Source organism: Cellulophaga baltica, assembly GCF_900102165.1.
Lineage (GTDB): Bacteria > Bacteroidota > Bacteroidia > Flavobacteriales > Flavobacteriaceae > Cellulophaga > Cellulophaga baltica.
On sequence record NZ_FNBD01000006.1, the window covers coordinates 95574 to 113917 of the forward strand.

At 33.0% G+C, this 18344-nt stretch carries 16 protein-coding genes and 1 other RNA gene; 5 read left to right on the forward strand and 12 right to left on the reverse strand.

Features of this window, described 5'->3' with window-relative positions:
* Nucleotides 1-37 precede the first annotated feature (37 nt).
* A complete protein-coding gene (locus BLQ19_RS11595) occupies nt 38-1222 on the reverse strand; it encodes a hypothetical protein (RefSeq protein WP_074538452.1) in 1185 nt (394 codons plus the stop codon).
* Between the two features lie 113 nt (nt 1223-1335).
* Nucleotides 1336-2631 (reverse strand): fumarylacetoacetase, encoded by a 1296-nt coding sequence (gene fahA / locus BLQ19_RS11600; RefSeq protein ID WP_024480820.1) that lies wholly within the window; start codon nt 2629-2631, stop codon nt 1336-1338.
* A gap of 113 nt (nt 2632-2744) precedes the next feature.
* On the opposite strand from fahA, the gene glyA reads away from it, so the two are divergent.
* A complete protein-coding gene (gene glyA, locus BLQ19_RS11605) occupies nt 2745-4022 on the forward strand; it encodes a serine hydroxymethyltransferase (protein WP_074538453.1) in 1278 nt (425 codons plus the stop codon).
* Nucleotides 4023-4174: 152 nt separating this feature from the next.
* On the opposite strand, the gene BLQ19_RS11610 is transcribed toward glyA, so the two are convergent.
* The 8 genes from BLQ19_RS11610 to BLQ19_RS11640 form a co-directional block, all read right to left on the reverse strand.
* On the reverse strand, nt 4175-4840 hold the full coding sequence (locus BLQ19_RS11610) for a hypothetical protein (RefSeq protein WP_074538454.1): 666 nt from the start codon (nt 4838-4840) through the stop codon (nt 4175-4177).
* Nucleotides 4841-4992: 152 nt separating this feature from the next.
* Entirely contained in the window at nt 4993-5664 is a 672-nt protein-coding gene (locus tag BLQ19_RS11615; RefSeq protein ID WP_024480823.1) for a response regulator, read from the reverse strand.
* Nucleotides 5665-5681: 17 nt separating this feature from the next.
* A complete protein-coding gene (locus tag BLQ19_RS11620) occupies nt 5682-7775 on the reverse strand; it encodes a tetratricopeptide repeat-containing sensor histidine kinase (RefSeq protein WP_074538455.1) in 2094 nt (697 codons plus the stop codon).
* Between the two features lie 81 nt (nt 7776-7856).
* Complete coding sequence (locus BLQ19_RS21305) at nt 7857-8009, reverse strand: hypothetical protein (RefSeq protein ID WP_155854719.1); 153 nt, start codon at nt 8007-8009, stop codon at nt 7857-7859.
* A 137-nt stretch (nt 8010-8146) separates the two neighbouring features.
* Nucleotides 8147-8881 (reverse strand): LytR/AlgR family response regulator transcription factor, encoded by a 735-nt coding sequence (locus BLQ19_RS11625; protein WP_034667052.1) that lies wholly within the window; start codon nt 8879-8881, stop codon nt 8147-8149.
* A gap of 127 nt (nt 8882-9008) precedes the next feature.
* On the reverse strand, nt 9009-10526 hold the full coding sequence (locus BLQ19_RS11630) for a hypothetical protein (RefSeq protein ID WP_074538456.1): 1518 nt from the start codon (nt 10524-10526) through the stop codon (nt 9009-9011).
* 9 nt (nt 10527-10535) lie between these two features.
* Nucleotides 10536-10928, reverse strand: coding sequence for an acyl-CoA thioesterase (locus BLQ19_RS11635; protein WP_024480827.1), 393 nt, complete (start codon nt 10926-10928; stop codon nt 10536-10538).
* Nucleotides 10928-11971, reverse strand: coding sequence for a glutaminyl-peptide cyclotransferase (locus BLQ19_RS11640; protein WP_074538457.1), 1044 nt, complete (start codon nt 11969-11971; stop codon nt 10928-10930). The genes BLQ19_RS11635 and BLQ19_RS11640 overlap by 1 nt, the downstream gene beginning before the upstream one ends.
* A 161-nt stretch (nt 11972-12132) precedes the next feature.
* Between BLQ19_RS11640 and ffs the strand changes: the two genes are divergently transcribed.
* The 3 genes from ffs to fsa all read left to right on the forward strand — a co-directional run bounded on the left by ffs (nt 12133) and on the right by fsa (nt 13817).
* Nucleotides 12133-12231, forward strand: an RNA gene (gene ffs / locus BLQ19_RS11645) — signal recognition particle sRNA small type.
* A gap of 76 nt (nt 12232-12307) precedes the next feature.
* Complete coding sequence (locus BLQ19_RS11650) at nt 12308-13117, forward strand: SDR family oxidoreductase (protein ID WP_025615172.1); 810 nt, start codon at nt 12308-12310, stop codon at nt 13115-13117.
* A gap of 46 nt (nt 13118-13163) precedes the next feature.
* Entirely contained in the window at nt 13164-13817 is a 654-nt protein-coding gene (gene fsa, locus BLQ19_RS11655) for a fructose-6-phosphate aldolase (protein ID WP_024480830.1), read from the forward strand.
* A gap of 148 nt (nt 13818-13965) precedes the next feature.
* Here fsa and BLQ19_RS11660 read toward each other — a convergent pair whose 3' ends face one another.
* Entirely contained in the window at nt 13966-15345 is a 1380-nt protein-coding gene (locus tag BLQ19_RS11660; RefSeq protein WP_074538458.1) for a hypothetical protein, read from the reverse strand.
* A 170-nt stretch (nt 15346-15515) separates the two neighbouring features.
* On the opposite strand from BLQ19_RS11660, the gene BLQ19_RS11665 reads away from it, so the two are divergent.
* A complete protein-coding gene (locus BLQ19_RS11665; protein ID WP_024480832.1) occupies nt 15516-17144 on the forward strand; it encodes an ABC-F family ATP-binding cassette domain-containing protein in 1629 nt (542 codons plus the stop codon).
* Between the two features lie 79 nt (nt 17145-17223).
* Here BLQ19_RS11665 and leuB read toward each other — a convergent pair whose 3' ends face one another.
* Nucleotides 17224-18279, reverse strand: a complete 1056-nt coding sequence (leuB, locus tag BLQ19_RS11670) for a 3-isopropylmalate dehydrogenase (RefSeq protein ID WP_025615174.1) — start codon at nt 18277-18279, stop codon at nt 17224-17226.
* Nucleotides 18280-18344 lie beyond the last annotated feature (65 nt).

Genomic DNA, 18344 nt, shown 5'->3' on the forward strand with positions numbered 1-18344 from the left:
TACAACTGAGGGCTTTTTTAGTGAACTATTATTATATTTAATTAAATTGATGTCTTGTGATAATCCCTTTTAAGTTGGCTTTTAAATCTTCGCCAGCATCATAGACCATTTGCTCATTGGTAGGGAAGGGTACTGCCGCTAAGCTTAACATAGAAATAAGATCATTGTCTAAAGCCAATTTATCTCCACTATAGTTGGCATAATTGTGTTCAAAGAGAAACTGACTAGCTAACGGATACGTATTGATCTGCTGTTTCGTTTTTAAATCTAAAAAATTAACTTGACCAACTACTTGTGCCGATTTAGTTTGAGTAAATTGGTAGAAATCACATTTTACAGTTTTAAATTTATCAATCTTAATTTTATTTCCTAAACTATCCTTTTCTTGATTTCCACTTCGGTCTACAGCATAGGTGTAGCCATCAAGAATTTGCTTCTCTTTACTTATTTGTCTTTCTTTAACTTGCTCTGGTGAAATAGAAATATTCTTAAAAACCACATCCATTTCGTAATCATATTGAATGCTCTTAATGGCATTGGTATGGTATTCTGTCCACAAATTATTTAAACCAAACGTATTAAAGTTTAGTAAATCTTCTTCCAATCTGCTTGGAATAATTTGTTCGGTATCATTAAATAAACGAACCTGAACATAGTCTATTCCTTTTTGATGTGCTTCTTGAATTTTAAGATTTGTGTCTTTATATCCTGGATTTAGCTCTTCCAAATACAGCAAGTCATTATATGCTTTTCTGTAATCATTTTTGGCTGTAGACTGTTCTAAAAGTGCTGATGCATTGGCATACAAATAATCCGATAATTGATTTCTTGTATTAATTATTTTAGCATCATAATCACTAAAAGAAAACCTAGCTTCACGATCTTCTTCGTAGATCATTAAAGGTAATAAAGGCTTAATGCGCTCTTCAATTTGTTTTAAGTTTACGTAGCCATTATAAATTTGTTCATAATTGGCGGCATTATTACTTTTTTGAAGAAACGCAATTTGCTTTAATTCTCTAGCCGTGTTTTTCTTAAAGGCCTCCTCTAATAATAATACGTAAGGTTGATTTCCTTTTTTAGTTTTATTATCCACTAAATTATTCAGAGCCTTATTAATGGCTGCATCATAATTTCCGGAGTTTAAAGCTTCTTGTGTTTTTTTTACACCCCCACAGGATATAAAAAAAAGAATACTGGTTGCGAGTAGAAATTTTTTCATAATATATTATTTATGGGTTTCTTGGAACTATTTCCAATAGCCGTGCCATAATTTAATATGAAAACGAAAACGATTCACTTCTAGTATACAAAAATGCTATTAAGCCTAAATGATTACTGCTTTTTTTTAGGTTGATATACTGGCAATAATTTTGTAGACACTTCTCCAAAACCAATTCGTATGTTATCATTTAGACAATATCCTTTGATGATTACGGTATCATTATCTTCAATAAATTTTCGGGTAGCGCCATCATTTAATTTCACTTCTTGTTTACCACCCCAGCTTAATTCTAACATAGAACCATAAGAATCTGGCGTTGGCCCAGAAATGGTACCACTACCCATCATGTCACCACTATTCACATTACAACCATTAATAGTATGGTGTGCTAACTGCTGGGACATAGTCCAGTACATGTATTTAAAATTAGATTTGGTTACCGTTGTAGGAGTACTGTTTTCTGGTAAAATATCTACTTCTAAGTGAATATCATAGCTCTTGTTTCCTTCTTCTTGGAGTAAGTAGGGTAGTGGCTTTGGTTCTTGTTCTGGGCTTTCTACTTTAAACGGTTGCAATGCATCCATAGTTACAATCCATGGAGAGATGGAGGAGGCAAAGTTTTTAGCTAAAAACGGACCTAAAGGTACATATTCCCATTTTTGAATATCTCTAGCACTCCAGTCATTAAATAACACCATTCCAAAGATATAATCTTCTGCCTCATCTACAGGAATTGGTTCTCCTAAGACATTCGCATCTGTAGTTATAAAAGCCATTTCTAATTCAAAGTCTACCAATTTAGAAGGTCCAAAAACTGGAGTTTCCGCACCTGCAGGCATAGTTTGCCCCATAGGTCTTCTAACAGGAGTACCGCTAGTAACAATAGAAGAACTTCTTCCATGATAACCTACTGGAATATGGAGCCAGTTAGGTAATAGGGCATTATTAGGATCTCTAAACATGGTACCCACATTGGTAGCATGTTCTTTACTAGAGTAGAAATCTGTGTAATCACCAATCTGTACAGGTAACTGCATTTCAATCTCTTCCATAGTGAAAAGAACTACTTTTTTATGTTCTTCATTGTCTCGTAGGGAAGCATTATCCGTGTCAAAAATTTCTGAAATGCGATTTCTTACCAAGCGCCATGTTTTTTGGCCGTCAGAAATGAAATCATTTAACGTGTCTTGCAGAAAAATATCATCTGTTAACGGAATATCTTTAAAATAGCCTAATTGATGCAACGCTCCTAAATCTATAGCATGATTCCCTATTCGAGTACCAATAGTTATGACGTCATCTCTAGTCAAAAAGACACCGAAAGGAATATTTTGAATCGGAAAGTCAGAATTAGCTGGTACCGGAATCCATGTTTTTTTATTAGGATCATTCGTTTTTATAGGCATATCTAAATTGTTAATTGGTGTTTAATAAGTTCTGGAATCAAATATATTATTTTCTTCCAATTAACGACGGTCAATTCGTATTTTTGCAACTCAATTTAACAGTTTATTTTATTATGCAACGCGACAATCAAATTTTTGAACTAATTGCTGAAGAAAAACAGCGCCAAATTAATGGAATAGAACTTATTGCTTCTGAGAACTTTGTAAGTGCTCAAGTAATGGAAGCGGCAGGTTCTGTGTTAACGAATAAATATGCTGAAGGCTATCCAGGCAAACGTTATTACGGCGGTTGTGAGGTTGTTGATGTTGTAGAACAAATTGCGATTGACAGAGCTAAGCAATTATTTGGTGCAGAATATGCAAATGTACAGCCCCATTCGGGCTCACAAGCTAATGCCTCAGTATACCATGCTTGTTTAAAACCTGGAGATACTATTTTAGGATTTGACCTTTCTCATGGTGGGCATTTAACACATGGCTCTCCTGTGAATTTCTCAGGTAGAATATACAACCCTGTATTTTATGGTGTTGATAAAGAAACTGGAGTTTTAAATTATGATAAAATTCAGGAAATAGCAGAAAAAGAAAAACCAAAAATGATTATTGCTGGTGCATCTGCTTATTCTAGAGATATAGATTTTGAACGCTTTAGAGTAATAGCTGATAGTGTTGGTGCACTTTTATTAGCAGATATCTCTCACCCTTCTGGTTTAATTGCCAAAGGTATTTTAAATGACCCGATTCCTCATTGTCATATTGTGACTACTACAACGCATAAAACATTAAGAGGTCCAAGAGGTGGATTAGTATTAATGGGAAAAGATTTTGACAATCCTTTCGGAATTAAATTGAAAAATGGTAGTCTTAGAAAAATGTCTGCTTTATTAGATTTAGCAGTTTTTCCAGGTAATCAAGGCGGACCCTTAGAGCATATTATAGCAGCTAAAGCAATTGCCTTTGGTGAAGCTTTAACTGATGAGTATTTAACATATATCTTACAAGTAAAGAAAAATGCTGATGCGATGGCAAAAGCTTTCGTTAAAAAAGGATACGAAATTATTTCTGGAGGTACGGACAATCATATGATGTTAATTGACCTTAGAAACAAAGATATTACAGGTAAAGATGCTGAAAACACTCTTGTTAAAGCAGATATTACAGCAAATAAAAACATGGTTCCTTTTGATGATAAGTCACCATTTATTACTTCTGGTATTCGTTTTGGAACGGCTGCCATTACAACAAGAGGGTTGAAAGAAGATGATATGTCTACCATTGTTGAATTTGTTGATGAAGTCTTAATGAATGCAGATAATGATGATGTTATTGAGGCAGTTAGAACAAAAGTAAATGCATTAATGAGTAAGCGAGAACTTTTCTATGCGTGCTAATTAAGTAATATACCTACAATCAAAAAGCCATTGAAAATTAATTCAATGGCTTTTCTTTTAGGTTTCAAACTAAAAAACACTAGTCCCCGAAAATCTATTGGTCCAAATACGCTACAGCGCATACTTTTACAATGTGACTTAAGCCCTAGGTATTACTCTAACATGGTTAATTTACCATATATAATTTCTTTTTCTTGAGCGTCATAAATATCACTATCTACTTTGCTATCAAAATATAAGCCCCAATAACTATTGTAGTTTTTGTGGTTTTCTTCTATTGTACTGTTATTAACTAACGCATTTTTAGTGTAAAAATTATTATTTTCTAATAAAGGCACATGAATTTCGTACGGTAATTGGGTTAAACCTTTAGTGAAATAGACATAGCTATTATGCATTTCCACGATAAGTTTATTCAATTCTAAGGCAATGCTATTTTCAAATATTCGATAAACAACTACCGTTGAGTCCTTAAAAATTAAATTCAATTCTTTGATGTCAAACAAATTATTTGATGCTATTCTCAATTTTTGAAATGCTTTCTGAAAAAAAGAATCTTTTTCATTTTTAAGCATTAAGTCATGACCATCTAATTTACCTAAGGCAAGTATAGATAGGCCTTCACTTAAATTAAAATTAAAATTGACGTCCAAGACTAAATCATTCGTTGTTGTAAAACTATCTTCATTTACGATAGAAACAGTACAAAAGAAATCTTTTTCAATTTTCAAAAAAAAGGTATTCAAACCAAGAATTTTATTATCCTCGGATTCGAAAGCTCCAATTTTTTTTCGAGGTTTATTATTTTTAGATGACATTCTTCTCTTTGTAAACAATTACAATCAAAATTAGTATATAATTTAAAGTTTAGACTGCACGAAAACCTTTGACTTTCAAAGGTTTTCGTTTGTTCGTCTGTAATACTTTGATTATAAATGATTTAAGAAGTGGTAATTAAGAATCTTTTCAATTAAATAAATCCTTTTTCTTTAGCCGATGCGATTAACGCATTATCATTTTCATTTTCCACACCAAAGATTTCTTTAATTTGCCGCTTTCTATTTTCAATGGCACTAATAGAGAGGGGTACATAGTCTCCCATATCTTTTGTGCGCGTTCCCACAGATAAATAGTATAGAATTTTAATGTCCGTATCATCTAAATGAATATTGGTTGACATTTTATTCCGAATAGCAATCAATGCTTTTTTAGTATAATAAGGAGGAGAAGTAAGAACAGTTTCTACCATTTCTTTTAGTACTATTTCATTAATTTCAGTTTTCACCATATAGCCTTCTGGATTTACAGTTCTAAGAATGCTATTGATTCTATAATTATCACTAAAAGAAGATAAAAAGACAATTTTAGAAGTAGGGGAAATGTTACGCGCAATTACTCCTAAATCTTGCCCTGTACTTGGCACACCATCTACTACTGGAGATAGTTGAATGTCTAATAAAATTAAATCAAAGAGGTCTGAATTGGCTACAGATTGTTCTATTTTCTGTTTCCCTTCTTCAAAGGTAGTTGCCATTTCCATCGCTACAGTGAAATCTTCAAATTCTGCATCTTCAAGTATATATTTGTATCCAATCATCGTCATTTGATGATCATCTACAGCTAAGATTTTTAGGGTCTTCATTTAATCACTATTTTAAGCTATGCTATTTTATCAATCTCGTTTAGGTACGGAACTCTTATAATTAATTTTGTTCCGTTACCAATAGTACTATCTACACGTAATGTACCGTTTACTTTTTCTAATCTTGAAGAAATATTACGGAATCCAATGCCTTTTTTAGATTTTTTACTATCAAAACCTTTACCATTGTCTTCAATGATTACTGTCAAAAAATTATCTTCTACATCAAAATTAACGAAAATAGTACTAGCTTCGGCATGTTTGATACAGTTTTGAATACTTTCTTGAACAATTCTATATAGATTAATTTTTAAAGTACTATTAAGACTATCCCAGTCTAAATCTGTATTAAATTTATAGGAATATTTAAGTGTCTCTGAGGCTGTTTGAAAGGTTTTTATCAACGATTTAATAGCCTCAATAAAGTTCTGCATTTTTTGAAAGGCAGCTTCATTTAGCTCATGAGAAATACTTCTAATTTCTTCAGATAGCTCCGCTAACTCTGTGATGACTTCTGCTCTCTGAGCTATAGACTTCTCATCTTGCCTCTTATTAAGGCCCAACAATACCAAGCGTATTCCTAGAATTTTGTTTAAAAAACCGTCATGCAATTCCTGAGAAATACGTTCTTGTTCTATTTTTTTTCCTTCATCAAATTTGCTTTGTTGCAACAATAGTAAATTAAATATTTCAAGATTACTCTCTTGCTGTTGTTGCTTAAAACGAAGATTGTTATTCTTAATACGTTGTATGACAATAATCAATATGGCTGCGATGCCAATTAAACCTAAAACAGCTAGTGCACTCCATAGCCGTTTTTCTCGGATCAATAATTCATTTTGTTTCGCTAAAAGTTCATTTCGTTCAATAAATTCATCGGTTTGAAAACGAATCCGCGCAAATTTGTCTCGTAGTTTTCGTTCATCTTCTTTTAGCTTTTTATCAACTACAAAATATTCTTGTGCATAGGTTGATGCATTTTTTTTATCTACTAATGTTAAGAAATTTAGCGTTCTAAGTAAGCTCTCAAAATTTTCTGCTTTTTCAGATAATACCAAAGCTTTTTTAGCCACTTGCACAGCTTTTACTGTATCTTTTATATAGGCCAGATATTGTGCATAATGACCTGTAGAAGTGGCTTCACTAAAAGTATTATCGTATTCTTTAGTGATTTCAATAGCTGCTAAGTACTGTGGTTCTAAATCCTCTGTACTAAATAGTTTCTTTTTAGCATTGGCCAAATTAACCATAGCTTTTGCTAAAAATTCAGGATTTATGGTTCTTAAATTTTTAAAATTGACTACTTTTTCAAAACTATTTTCTGCTTCTCTATACTGGTTTAACAACATATTAGAGACCCCAATATTATTGGTAATAAAAATTTGATTATAGGATTTATCAGTGGGTAAGGAATCTAAATAACTACTGGCTATTTTATAGTACTGAATGGCTTTTTCTATATCACCTAAGGAGTGTGTTATAGATCCTAAACTATTATAACTATTAGACATCCCAAAATAATTCTTAGATTCTTTAAAAATTTCTAAAGCTTTTACGGTCGTTTGCTCAGCACCGGCATAGTCTCCTAATTTTCGTTGAATAGTGCTAATCGAATTATAAAGAAAAGCCATTTTCTTTTGATTATTCCGTTTTGAATATATAGCTAATGCTTCATTGTAATAATAGTAGGTACTATCTATTAATTTAGTGTTATCTAAAAATATACCCAAATCCCAGTAGGCTTCTGCCATGGCCACAGAATCTTTTTCCTTTTGTGCTAATGAAATTGTTTCTTTATTAATTGTTCTAAAAAATACGGAGTCTTTTAACTGAATGGAGTTATAAGATAGGATAGCTAAATGTTTTAACTTGATGGAATCTGTTGGTAGTAAATTAACTTTATCTAAAGCTTCTTGGACTATTTGCTTTCTTTCCTCAATATTGAGATTTGGATCTGAGCTACGGTTAACGAGGATCGATAAAGAATCTTGAACAACTTTAGGACTACTGCTTTCTTGCGAAGAATTATCATTTTCACTGCAAGAAAAAAGAAGCAGCGCTGCAAGTGTGCAAATAGAAATATATAGGTATGTAATCTTGCCTGTTCGCATTAAAATAATTGAATTGACAAGATAAAAAAAAGCTTTAAATAAAAATTTATTTAAAGCTTCTATTATGGTTATAATCGCTACTTAATTACCTTTTGTTACTACTTCTCCACAATCATCACATGCAACTGGTGAATTTACATATAATTGATCTTCATCTTGACTGGCCTCAGAAGTGCAAGAGAACATTCCTAGACTTAAAACTACTACTGCGAATACCGCTACTAACTTTTTCATAATATCTTTGATTTAAATTGGTTACTTAATTTGAAATCAAAAGTATAGCGCAGTAGTACTGTTTATAGAACAGTATCATTTCTTGGTGTATTTCCCTAATATCTGTGAGTATCTATCTTATTTTTGTAAGAATTTACTTAATTAAACGTGGTAATAGTACTTTTGGTTAGTATTTTCTTGACTTCATCTATATTTGATTTGTAAGATTTAGAGAAGGGGAGTGTGGTACTGTTGTTCTTTATGGTGCAGGTTGATTTACCATAATTAATTCTAGAAATGTACGTCGTATTAAGAATATAACTTTGGTGAATTCTCATAAAGCTAGCAGGTAATCTATCTTCAAACGTTTTTAGGGTTTTAAAAGCGCTGATGATAGAACCATCTTTCATAAAAACGTCGGTAGTGTTGTTGTCTGCTTTTAAATACATAATTTCATTGGTACTTATATACCGATAATCTTTATAAGATTTTAAACATAAGGTAGTATTGGTACATTGCGAGCTAAAATCTCTCTTCTGTAATTTTAAAACAGATTTACGAATATCAAATTCATTTAACGGTTGTAGCCAGTAATCAAAGAAGCCATTTTTAATAGCATCATAAGCATATTCTTTACTTTTTGATATACCAATAATCACGGGAAGATGTTTTAGATATTGGTGTAATTCTAACACCATCATAAAACAGGTTTCTGCATTCTGATTTAGGTTGATAAATATAATTTCAGGAGATTCTTTTAAAATGATGTTTAAGCCTTCAGAAGAATGCTCTGCAACACCAGCACAATTAAACTCTTTGAAGTTGGCTAATTGCGTTCTGAGGGTATGGCTAAAGGTACTATCAGAATTTATAATGGCATAGCTGTATTCCATAAGATAATAAATTAGCTTGCAAATTACCATATGTTCATAACAATAGATTGCATGAAAACCTTTGACTTTCAAGGGTTTTCATTCGAAAATGCTTTTAAATAACTCTTTTTAGCTAACTATTCGTAATCTATTCAGGAATGTATTGGTAGGCACCGAGGCTTGGTAAGGTGGTCCTATCTACTTCATTGATATCTAGTGGCGCTTGAGTTGCAAGCATCACATCTCCTTTATCTAAAGCAAAAGAAGTAGCTGTTAATGCGAATATGTTTTTGATAGGATCTACAAAGGCGGCCTCTTCATTTAAAATGATATTTTTATAAAGCGCTTCATTTTGAAAATCATACCATGGATTTCCTGTGAAATTTTCAGCATTGATGGTTACCATAGAATTGGTAAATTGAATTCCTAATGCATCGGTATTCATATCCAAATTGGCGATCAATAATTCTGTGGTACTATTTCCAGTAATGATACAGTTTCCAAATGTAGCCGTTGTTTTTTGGTCGGTATCATTTGTAATTTGTAGTGCAGGGCCTGTTCTGCTACCACTGGTCCAGTAATTGGCTATCGTGCTATGAATGAAACTGATAGCGCTACCGCCTTTAAGGTTTACAGACGAACCACCAGCATTGGCTACGACCAAATTTTCTGCAGATATTGAAGCGCCTTTGACCCATAAATTTACCGATGCGCTATTGTATATCTGAGTATTTTTTAAGCTTAAGTTTTCCGTTACAGTGTTTGTATTTCCATTGACAGCTAAACCAATGCTTGCATTTTTAATGGTCAAATAATTTAATTTATTTGCAACACTATTTTCATCAAACCAAACAGTTCCCCATTGCCCAGAGGTATTTGCATAGGCTGGTTCTAATCGGTCGCCTTCAAAAATAACTTCATTTTCTAAGGCTATCGCATCATAACTTTTTTGTCCCTGAATGATTACATTACTACTATCCTGCATGTAGAGCCCAGAATTCTCATGAAAATATACTCGAGTACCAGCGGCTATGTTTAGTGTTTTATTTTTAGGTACGGTTGCATATCCATAGATTACATAGGCCTTTTCGTTATTAAAATTTAATTGATCGTCGCTAAGTTCAAAACCTGTGACTTCTATTTCTTCACCATTATCCGTAGTGCCTAATTTTAAAGTATTCTGATTTATATCAGATGGAAATAAAAAAATAGCATCTTTAACAAGCGTAACTAAAGGTATCTTTTGTTCATGTATACCTGTATCAAAACGTATCGCATCTAGGTATAAAAACTCTTTTTGATTCGTGGTAGAAATATCAACGGTGGTTTCTATAAAAATATATAAACTATCCTTTGCTAATAGAGGAGTGTTTAGAAACGTAGTTCCTGCTTGTCCGTCTACATTAATCCTATAGAAGCTCTCTATTCCATTTTCTAAGGTGATGGAGGGTATTTGTAGATCTTTGGCGCTAGTGTTATACACTTTTAAGGCATAGGTACTACTGCCTATGTTGGTAAAAACGGTATCTAGAAAAATAGTATCCTTAGAAAATGATAAATTACCAGTACTATCTTCATAGTCAAAATCTTTTCGACAAGAACTCCCTAACCAGACAAAAGCGAAGAGTATAAAAAAACATAAGGGTTTGAGTTGATTCGCTTTCATTGCTGTAATTTACTTAAAAATGGCAATAATATCATCTGAAACTCTAATAGGTCTATTGCTTTGAGAATCTAGCAACACCCATTCTGTTTTAGATTTTAAAAGCAGTTGTTTTGTCTTCTGGTCGTGCATTTCTACCATTCGGATAGAAAGTGCTCCTTTTGATTCTTTTATATAGGTTTTTATGTCAATAATATCATCCAATACAGCGGCTCTTTTGTATTCTATAAAATGACTTTTTACCACCCAAATACTTTGTTCTAAGAGTTCTTTAGGGGCTTTTTCTCGCCAGTGTTCCTTGGCAATATCTTGAATCCATTGTACATAACGCACATTGTTTACGTGGTTTAAGTCATCCAAATCATCTTGGGTAACCTGTATGGTTTTGTGAAAAGATTTCGGCATTATTTTTTAATTATTTTTACTTCAAATAATTTATCCCAATTTTTTCCAGTGACAAAGAATGTACCTCTTTTGGTATGATAAGCCACTCCGTTTAAAACATCTAAATCCGGATGTTTCGTTACTTTATCTTTTAATCCACCAAAATTAATTACTCCAATAATTGCACCACTAACAGCATCAATAATCATCATACTTTCTTTTTGCCATACATTGGCATAAATGAGTCCGTCTACATATTCTAACTCATTTGTTTTATTAAAAATAGATTTGTTGGTGACTGTTTCTATATGATCTTCTTCTACTAGGGTCTCAGGATTAAGTAGCCATATTTTTTCACTACCATCACTCTTGTATAATTTTTTCCCATCGTTTGTTAACCCCCAACCTTCTTTACTTGCTCCATATTGAAAACTATCTATCTTCTCCAGAGTATTGACATCATAGATAAAGCCTAAACCACTTTGCCAGGTAAGCATATAAATTTTATCATTAAGGATGGTAAGTCCTTCTCCAAAATATTGTGCATCCAAGTCTATTTGCTTAAACACTTTGCCAGTTTTAAAATCAATTTTTCTTAAGTATGATTGTCCTTTTCTTCCTGTGCTTTCATAAAGAGTATCTTTATAAAATTCTAAGCCTTGTGTAAACGCTTTTCGATCATGAGGAAATTCATTAATAATCTCATAGGTATAAACTTCAGGGCCTTTTTCTGCTAAAAGTTTAATATTCTTTTCTATTTCACCTGTTGTACCTTCATAGGCTATGGTAGCTTTAATTGTTTTCTCTCCCAGATGTGGCATATCTAAAAGAATACGATTATTTTCGACCTTTAACGGTTTATCGTTAATAGTATATGATATGTTTTCAATTTCAAGTCCTTTTTTATTTTTCACCGCAATTCCAACGGATGCATTTTGCTGAAATTCTGTTTTATTGCCTGTTAATTCTATTTCAAATAAATCCGCAGGAACAGCATTACTGCTTCCGCAAGCATTTAAAAAGATGATTAATAGGAGTGAAGTAATCGAAAAAATAGATTTCATTTCGTAATTTTTAAATTTTTTTAAAGCGATCTGCTAAAAATTAAATATTCAAGAATTTGGCTTTCAATTAGATAGCATAAATTCTATTTGTAGGCAAGGTATTTATTTAAAATTAGAAAGTAAAATGATTGTGAAAAAATTAAAACATTGTATATTTGCAGCGGCAAGTCCTACGCGACCAGCTCCTGCAGAATCCCCCAGGGTGGGAACGCAGCAAGGGTATGTGGTTGTAGCGGTGCGACGTAGGTAGCTTGCCATTTTTTATTTCTTCAATTTATTCCCCTCCTTTTTTTCTCCTTATTATTATTCGTTTCTTTGTATCCATTAAAATTTTTTATGGAACAAAAAGTTGTTTTAATTACTGGTGGTTCATCTGGTATTGGAAAATCTATTGGTATTTTTTTAAAATCTAAAGGTTTTATAGTTTATGGTACTACAAGGAGCAAGGCGAAGTATCCTAACTTTGATGCTTTTAATTTGTTAGAATTAGATGTAAAAAAAGAAGATACTATTGCTCTTGCAATAACAGAATTACTAAAACGCGAAGGAAAGATTGATGTATTGGTAAACAATGCAGGAGTTGGTATTACTGGACCCATAGAGGAAACGCCAGACGTTGAAATTTCAAAAGCATTTGATACCAATTTTCATGGTCCTATTCGTATGATGAAAGCTGTATTGCCACAGATGCGTCTTCAAAAAGCTGGACTTATTATTAACATAACCTCCATTGCTGGATATATGGGATTGCCGTATCGTGGCATTTATTCTGCTTCTAAAGGGGCATTGGAATTAGTAACGGAAGCCATGCGAATGGAAACTAAAGATTTTGGTGTACACATCACAAATTTAGCTCCAGGAGATTTTGCCACAAATATTGCTTCTGGTAGGTATCATTCTCCAGTACTAACTAATTCGGCCTATCAAAAACCGTATGGAGCTACATTAGAAGCTATTAATAATGATGTAGATAGTGGAGGAGACCCTATTCAAGTGGCACACAAAGTTTTTAAGATCATTAAAACTCCCAAACCCAAAGTTCATTATAAGGTGGGCGACTTTATGCAGAAATTCTCTCTTTTATTAAAAAAGATTCTTCCAGATAAAGTGTACGAGAAATTACTCTTAAACCATTATAAATTGTAGCTTTGTAACTCATAGATTTTCAATTAATAATACTAAAAATAGAAGCATGAAATTTTTTATAGATACAGCAAATCTTGCTCAAATTAAAGAAGCTCAAGAATTAGGTGTTTTAGATGGTGTTACCACAAACCCATCTTTAATGGCAAAAGAAGGAATTACAGGTAGAGACAACATTTTAAAACATTATGTAGACATTTGCAATATTGTTGACGGAGATGTTTCTGCAGAGGTAATTTCTACGGATTTCGAAGGAATGATCAAGGAAGGTGAAGAACTTGCTAGTTTACACGAACAAATCGTTGTTAAATTACCAATGATTAAAGATGGTGTTAAGGCTTGTAAGTACTTTAGCGATAAAGGCATCCGAACAAACGTAACCTTAGTTTTCTCTGCTGGGCAGGCTTTATTAGCTGCTAAAGCGGGTGCAACTTACGTTTCTCCGTTCATTGGTCGTTTAGATGATATTTCTACAGATGGTTTAAACCTTATTGCAGAAATTCGTTTGATTTATGATAACTATGGTTTTGAAACTCAAATATTAGCTGCTTCTGTAAGACATACAATGCATGTTATTGATTGTGCTAAATTAGGTGCAGATGTTATGACAGGTGGTTTATCTTCTATTGAAGGTTTATTAAAGCACCCACTTACAGATATAGGTCTTGCTAAATTCTTAGAAGATTACAAAAAAGGAAACTAGTTCATAAATTAGATTCTCTTACTATAAAAAAAGCCGCTAAACATTGTTTAGCGGCTTTCTTGTTTTTATTCGTTGTATTTAATCTCTAGAATTACGCTCATTTACTTGAGTGTAATTAATCACTAATTAGGACCGCATCTTAGTGCTATTAAAGTGCGTACATATCTTTATAAGCATCGACAATTAAACCGTCTTTCACTAATATAGCTTTGTTGAGTCCGTCTATAATAAGTGTGTTTCTTAACGTATTATCGTCTTCCGCTCTATATTGATTATCGTATCTTATGTCTGATGAATCAATCATTTTTCTCCAATTCTCATCCATTTTACTGAGGCTAATTCCTATAAATTTGGTGTCAGGATGTAATACTTTTAACTTCGCCACTTGCTTGGTTATATTTCCAAAGTGTCTTGTATTCCTATCGGTCCAGAAATAAAAGATGACATCATCTTTACCCGAAGCTAGATCCGTTATAGAAACCAACTGACCAGAACTATCTATCACAGTTACAGCGGGTAGCTCATGTGTAGGCTGCATTTTTAATACACTTTCATAAAGTCCGTGTATTTCTGCTATATGGCCATTGTTATTAGAAAGTTTATGGAAATCTTCTAAGAATACTTTGTTGTTTTCTACATTGTCATGAACTTTTAAGAAGTAGGTCATCGCAACATTTCTAAATAGATTGTCTCTTAACTTCTTTTCTTTTACAACACTGTCTATCAGCTTTAGTTTGTGTTGATTAAAGTGAAGTTGATTATTAATCACTCTTCCTCCGTTAGAACAATCTACAGCACAATGGGTGAAGGCTACATTATCAAAATGACGCTTCATATAATCATAATACGGAGTAAAGAATGTTAAGTCCTTATTATCAAAATTTAGTTCATCGCGATAATCATAAAACTCTTCTGAGATGTCTGTTATTAGATTATCTCTATTCTTTTTTAAATGTTTGAAGGGGTATTTTTCTTTATTGATATAAGCGCTATAGTCGATACTGGCTTTTGCCATTTCTATAGATTTGGGCGTTAGCTCAGCTTCTTTTTGTAATTCAGATAGCAATTCTAATTTTGTTTCTCGTAACGAATCAATTTTAATAGAAAATACCTCAGGGTCTAAATTAAAATAAGAATTCACAGCTGTTTCTTCCTCTTCAGAATTTAGAAATACCTCAATCAAGAAATTATTAATCTCTTCTCCCTTTCCAGAAAAAACTAAAGACTCATCAAAGTAAATGGTATTTAAACGGACTAATAGACTATCACCTTTGGATAGATATACATATTGGTATTGAGGCGCATGTCTAAAGTTATATAAACCTTCTTCAAGATTCTTTAACTTAATTGTGAACCTATTATGCATGTCTAGTTGAGCAGAATCAATGACAACATCATCTTTATATAAGATTACTGTTTGACTTGTAGGATTAATAATTTCTCCTGCAAAAATGGTAGGGGAGTCTTTATCATCTGAAAAACAAGCTGTTAAAGTCAGTAATAAGAGACAAAAAGAATATTTATACATATATAATAAGAATTCTTAGGGAAGCGAATTTAATAAAGAGAATAAGTATATGCTGTTAATGCACCGTTAAAATTAATATTTAGCACTATCTCTTCAATATTTCATAGCTCCGATTGCTAGTTTTAAGGGTAAATTTTATCTATTTTTGCACAAATTTTAAACTACTGTATATGTTATCTGTATCCAATTTATCGGTACAATTTGGAAAAAGAGTTCTTTTTGACGATGTGAATGTTTCATTCACGCAAGGGAACTGTTATGGTGTTATTGGTGCTAATGGCGCAGGGAAATCTACATTATTAAGAATTATTGCTGGTCAAATAGACCCAACTTCTGGTCATGTTTCTTTAGAACCTACCAAGCGTATGTCTATTCTAGAGCAGAACCATAATGCTTATGATGCCATCACTGTTTTAGAAACTGTTGTAATGGGTAATAAACCATTAGCGGCTATTAAAACAGAAATGGATGCATTGTATGCGGATTATGATGATAAAAATGCTGATAGAATAGGGGAGCTTCAGGTACAATTTGAAGAAATGAATGGCTGGAACGCAGATAGTGATGCAGCCGCATTATTATCTAACCTAGGTATTAATGAGGAGTTACATTACACCACAATGGGTGATATGGATTCTAAATTAAAAGTTAGGGTATTATTGGCACAAGCACTTTTTGGAAATCCTGATGTGTTGATCATGGATGAGCCTACCAACGACTTGGATTATGAAACCATTAGTTGGTTAGAGCATTTCTTAGCAAATTATGAAAATACGGTAATCGTAGTTTCGCATGACCGTCACTTTCTAGATTCTGTCTGTACGCATATTGCAGATATAGATTTTGGGAAATTAAATCTATACTCTGGTAACTATACGTTCTGGTATGAAAGTAGCCAGTTAGCGGCAAGACAACGTGCACAACAAAATAAAAAGTCTGAAGAGAAAGCTAAAGAATTACAAGAATTTATTATGCGTTTTAGTGCAAACGTTGCGAAAAGTAAACAAGCCACTTCTCGTAAAAAAATGCTTTCTAAATTAAAGATTGATGATATTAAACCTTCAAGTAGGAGGTATCCAGCGATTATTTTTGAAAGAGAACGAGAAGCAGGAGATCAGATTTTAAATGTAGAAAAGCTTTCTGCAACTTCTGATGATGGCGATTTATTATTTAAAGACGTAAATATTAACCTTGCAAAAGGAGATAAAGTAGCCGTATTCTCTAAAGATTCTAGAGCAACTACTGCTTTTTATGAAATTATCAACGGAAATAGAACTGCAACTAGTGGCGAATTTCAATGGGGAATAACTACAAACCAGTCTTACTTACCAGCAGATAACCACTCTTTCTTTGAAAGTGATGATAGTTTGGTTGATTGGTTGAGACAGTATGCCACTACGGAAGAAGAGCGAGAAGAGGTTTATGTTCGTGGATTCTTAGGTAAAATGTTGTTTAGTGGTGAAGAAGCCTTAAAAAAATGTTCCGTATTATCTGGGGGAGAAAAAGTTCGTTGTATGTTAAGTAGAATGATGATGATTCGTGCTAATGTACTTATGTTAGATGAACCTACGAACCACTTGGATCTTGAAAGTATTACCGCATTTAATAATTCTTTAAAGAATTTTAAGGGAACTATCTTATTTACTACTCATGATCATGAGTTTGCACAAACGGTGGCAAATAGAATTATAGAATTGACGCCTAGTGGAGCTATTGATCGTTATTTATCTTTTGATGACTACATGTCTGATAAAAATATCAAAGAACAAAGAGCTAAAATGTATGCTGTAAACGCATAAATGTTGTTCATTAAGTTCGTATAAGAAAAAAGCCTCTGAAATTAAATTTCAGAGGCTTTTTTAATTAAAAGAGGTGGTGTTAAATGTTTTTAGCTAACCAATCACCAACTTCACTAGTTTTATACGCTTTTGCTCCTTCAGATAAATCTTCAGTAACAATACCTTCCGCTAGAGATTTGTTTACAACATCTCTTATGTCTTGCGCTTCTTGGGTTAATCCAAAATCTTCAAACATCATAGCGGCAGATAGCACTGTTGCCAATGGGTTTGCAATATCTTTACCAGCTGCTTGCGGATAAGAACCATGAATAGGTTCGTACAATCTAGCTTTCTCACCCACAGATGCAGATGGCATTAAGCCCATAGAACCTGAGATTACAGAAGCTTCATCTGTAAGAATATCTCCGAATAAGTTTTCAGTAATCATGACATCGTAAGAATTTGGCCATTGCACTAAACGCATGGCAACTGCATCTACAAATTCATAAGACACGGTAACTTCAGGATAATCTTTTTCCATGGCTTGTACCGTTTCTCTCCAAAGTCTTGAAGATTCTAGTACGTTAGCTTTATCTACACAGCATAATTTTTTACCACGAGTCATCGCTAATTCAAATCCTTTTTTAGCCAATCTTGTAATTTCAGCACGTGTATAGGTACAGGTGTCAAAAGCGGTATTTCCATTATCTTTACGTCCTCTTTCTCCAAAATAAATTCCACCAGTAAGCTCCCGTAGAATAATTAAATCTGTACCTTCAATACGCTCTCTTTTTAAAGGAGACTTATCTATTAAAGATGGGAAAGTAAATGTTGGTCTTACATTAGCAAATAAACCTAATTTCTGACGCATTTTAAGTAAACCTTGTTCTGGTCTTACTTTAGCAGATGGGTCGTTATCAAATCTAGGGTGACCAATAGCTCCAAAAAGTACGGCATCTGCAGCTACACAAACATCATGTGTGCTGTCTGGGTAAGGCTCTCCACAATCATCAATGGCAGCAGCACCCGTTAAAGCTGGTGTCCAACTTAAATCATGACCGTATTTTTTTGCAATAGCATCTGATACTTTTACTGCTTGATCTATAACTTCAGGACCAATTCCGTCGCCGGCTAATAAGGCAATATTTAATTTCATAATAGTACTTTGACTTTAAACTTAAGCTATACAACTTAAGCTATAATTAATTTACATTAGTTTAA

Coding starts and splice junctions, on each gene's coding strand:
- BLQ19_RS11595 (WP_074538452.1), bottom strand. CDS start 1,222: ATGAAAAAATTTCTACTCGCAACCAGTATTCTTTTTTTTATATCCTGT.
- fahA (WP_024480820.1), bottom strand. CDS start 2,631: ATGCCTATAAAAACGAATGATCCTAATAAAAAAACATGGATTCCGGTA.
- glyA (WP_074538453.1), top strand. CDS start 2,745: ATGCAACGCGACAATCAAATTTTTGAACTAATTGCTGAAGAAAAACAG.
- BLQ19_RS11610 (WP_074538454.1), bottom strand. CDS start 4,840: ATGTCATCTAAAAATAATAAACCTCGAAAAAAAATTGGAGCTTTCGAA.
- BLQ19_RS11615 (WP_024480823.1), bottom strand. CDS start 5,664: ATGAAGACCCTAAAAATCTTAGCTGTAGATGATCATCAAATGACGATG.
- BLQ19_RS11620 (WP_074538455.1), bottom strand. CDS start 7,775: ATGCGAACAGGCAAGATTACATACCTATATATTTCTATTTGCACACTT.
- BLQ19_RS21305 (WP_155854719.1), bottom strand. CDS start 8,009: ATGAAAAAGTTAGTAGCGGTATTCGCAGTAGTAGTTTTAAGTCTAGGA.
- BLQ19_RS11625 (WP_034667052.1), bottom strand. CDS start 8,881: ATGGAATACAGCTATGCCATTATAAATTCTGATAGTACCTTTAGCCAT.
- BLQ19_RS11630 (WP_074538456.1), bottom strand. CDS start 10,526: ATGAAAGCGAATCAACTCAAACCCTTATGTTTTTTTATACTCTTCGCT.
- BLQ19_RS11635 (WP_024480827.1), bottom strand. CDS start 10,928: ATGCCGAAATCTTTTCACAAAACCATACAGGTTACCCAAGATGATTTG.
- BLQ19_RS11640 (WP_074538457.1), bottom strand. CDS start 11,971: ATGAAATCTATTTTTTCGATTACTTCACTCCTATTAATCATCTTTTTA.
- BLQ19_RS11650 (WP_025615172.1), top strand. CDS start 12,308: ATGGAACAAAAAGTTGTTTTAATTACTGGTGGTTCATCTGGTATTGGA.
- fsa (WP_024480830.1), top strand. CDS start 13,164: ATGAAATTTTTTATAGATACAGCAAATCTTGCTCAAATTAAAGAAGCT.
- BLQ19_RS11660 (WP_074538458.1), bottom strand. CDS start 15,345: ATGTATAAATATTCTTTTTGTCTCTTATTACTGACTTTAACAGCTTGT.
- BLQ19_RS11665 (WP_024480832.1), top strand. CDS start 15,516: ATGTTATCTGTATCCAATTTATCGGTACAATTTGGAAAAAGAGTTCTT.
- leuB (WP_025615174.1), bottom strand. CDS start 18,279: ATGAAATTAAATATTGCCTTATTAGCCGGCGACGGAATTGGTCCTGAA.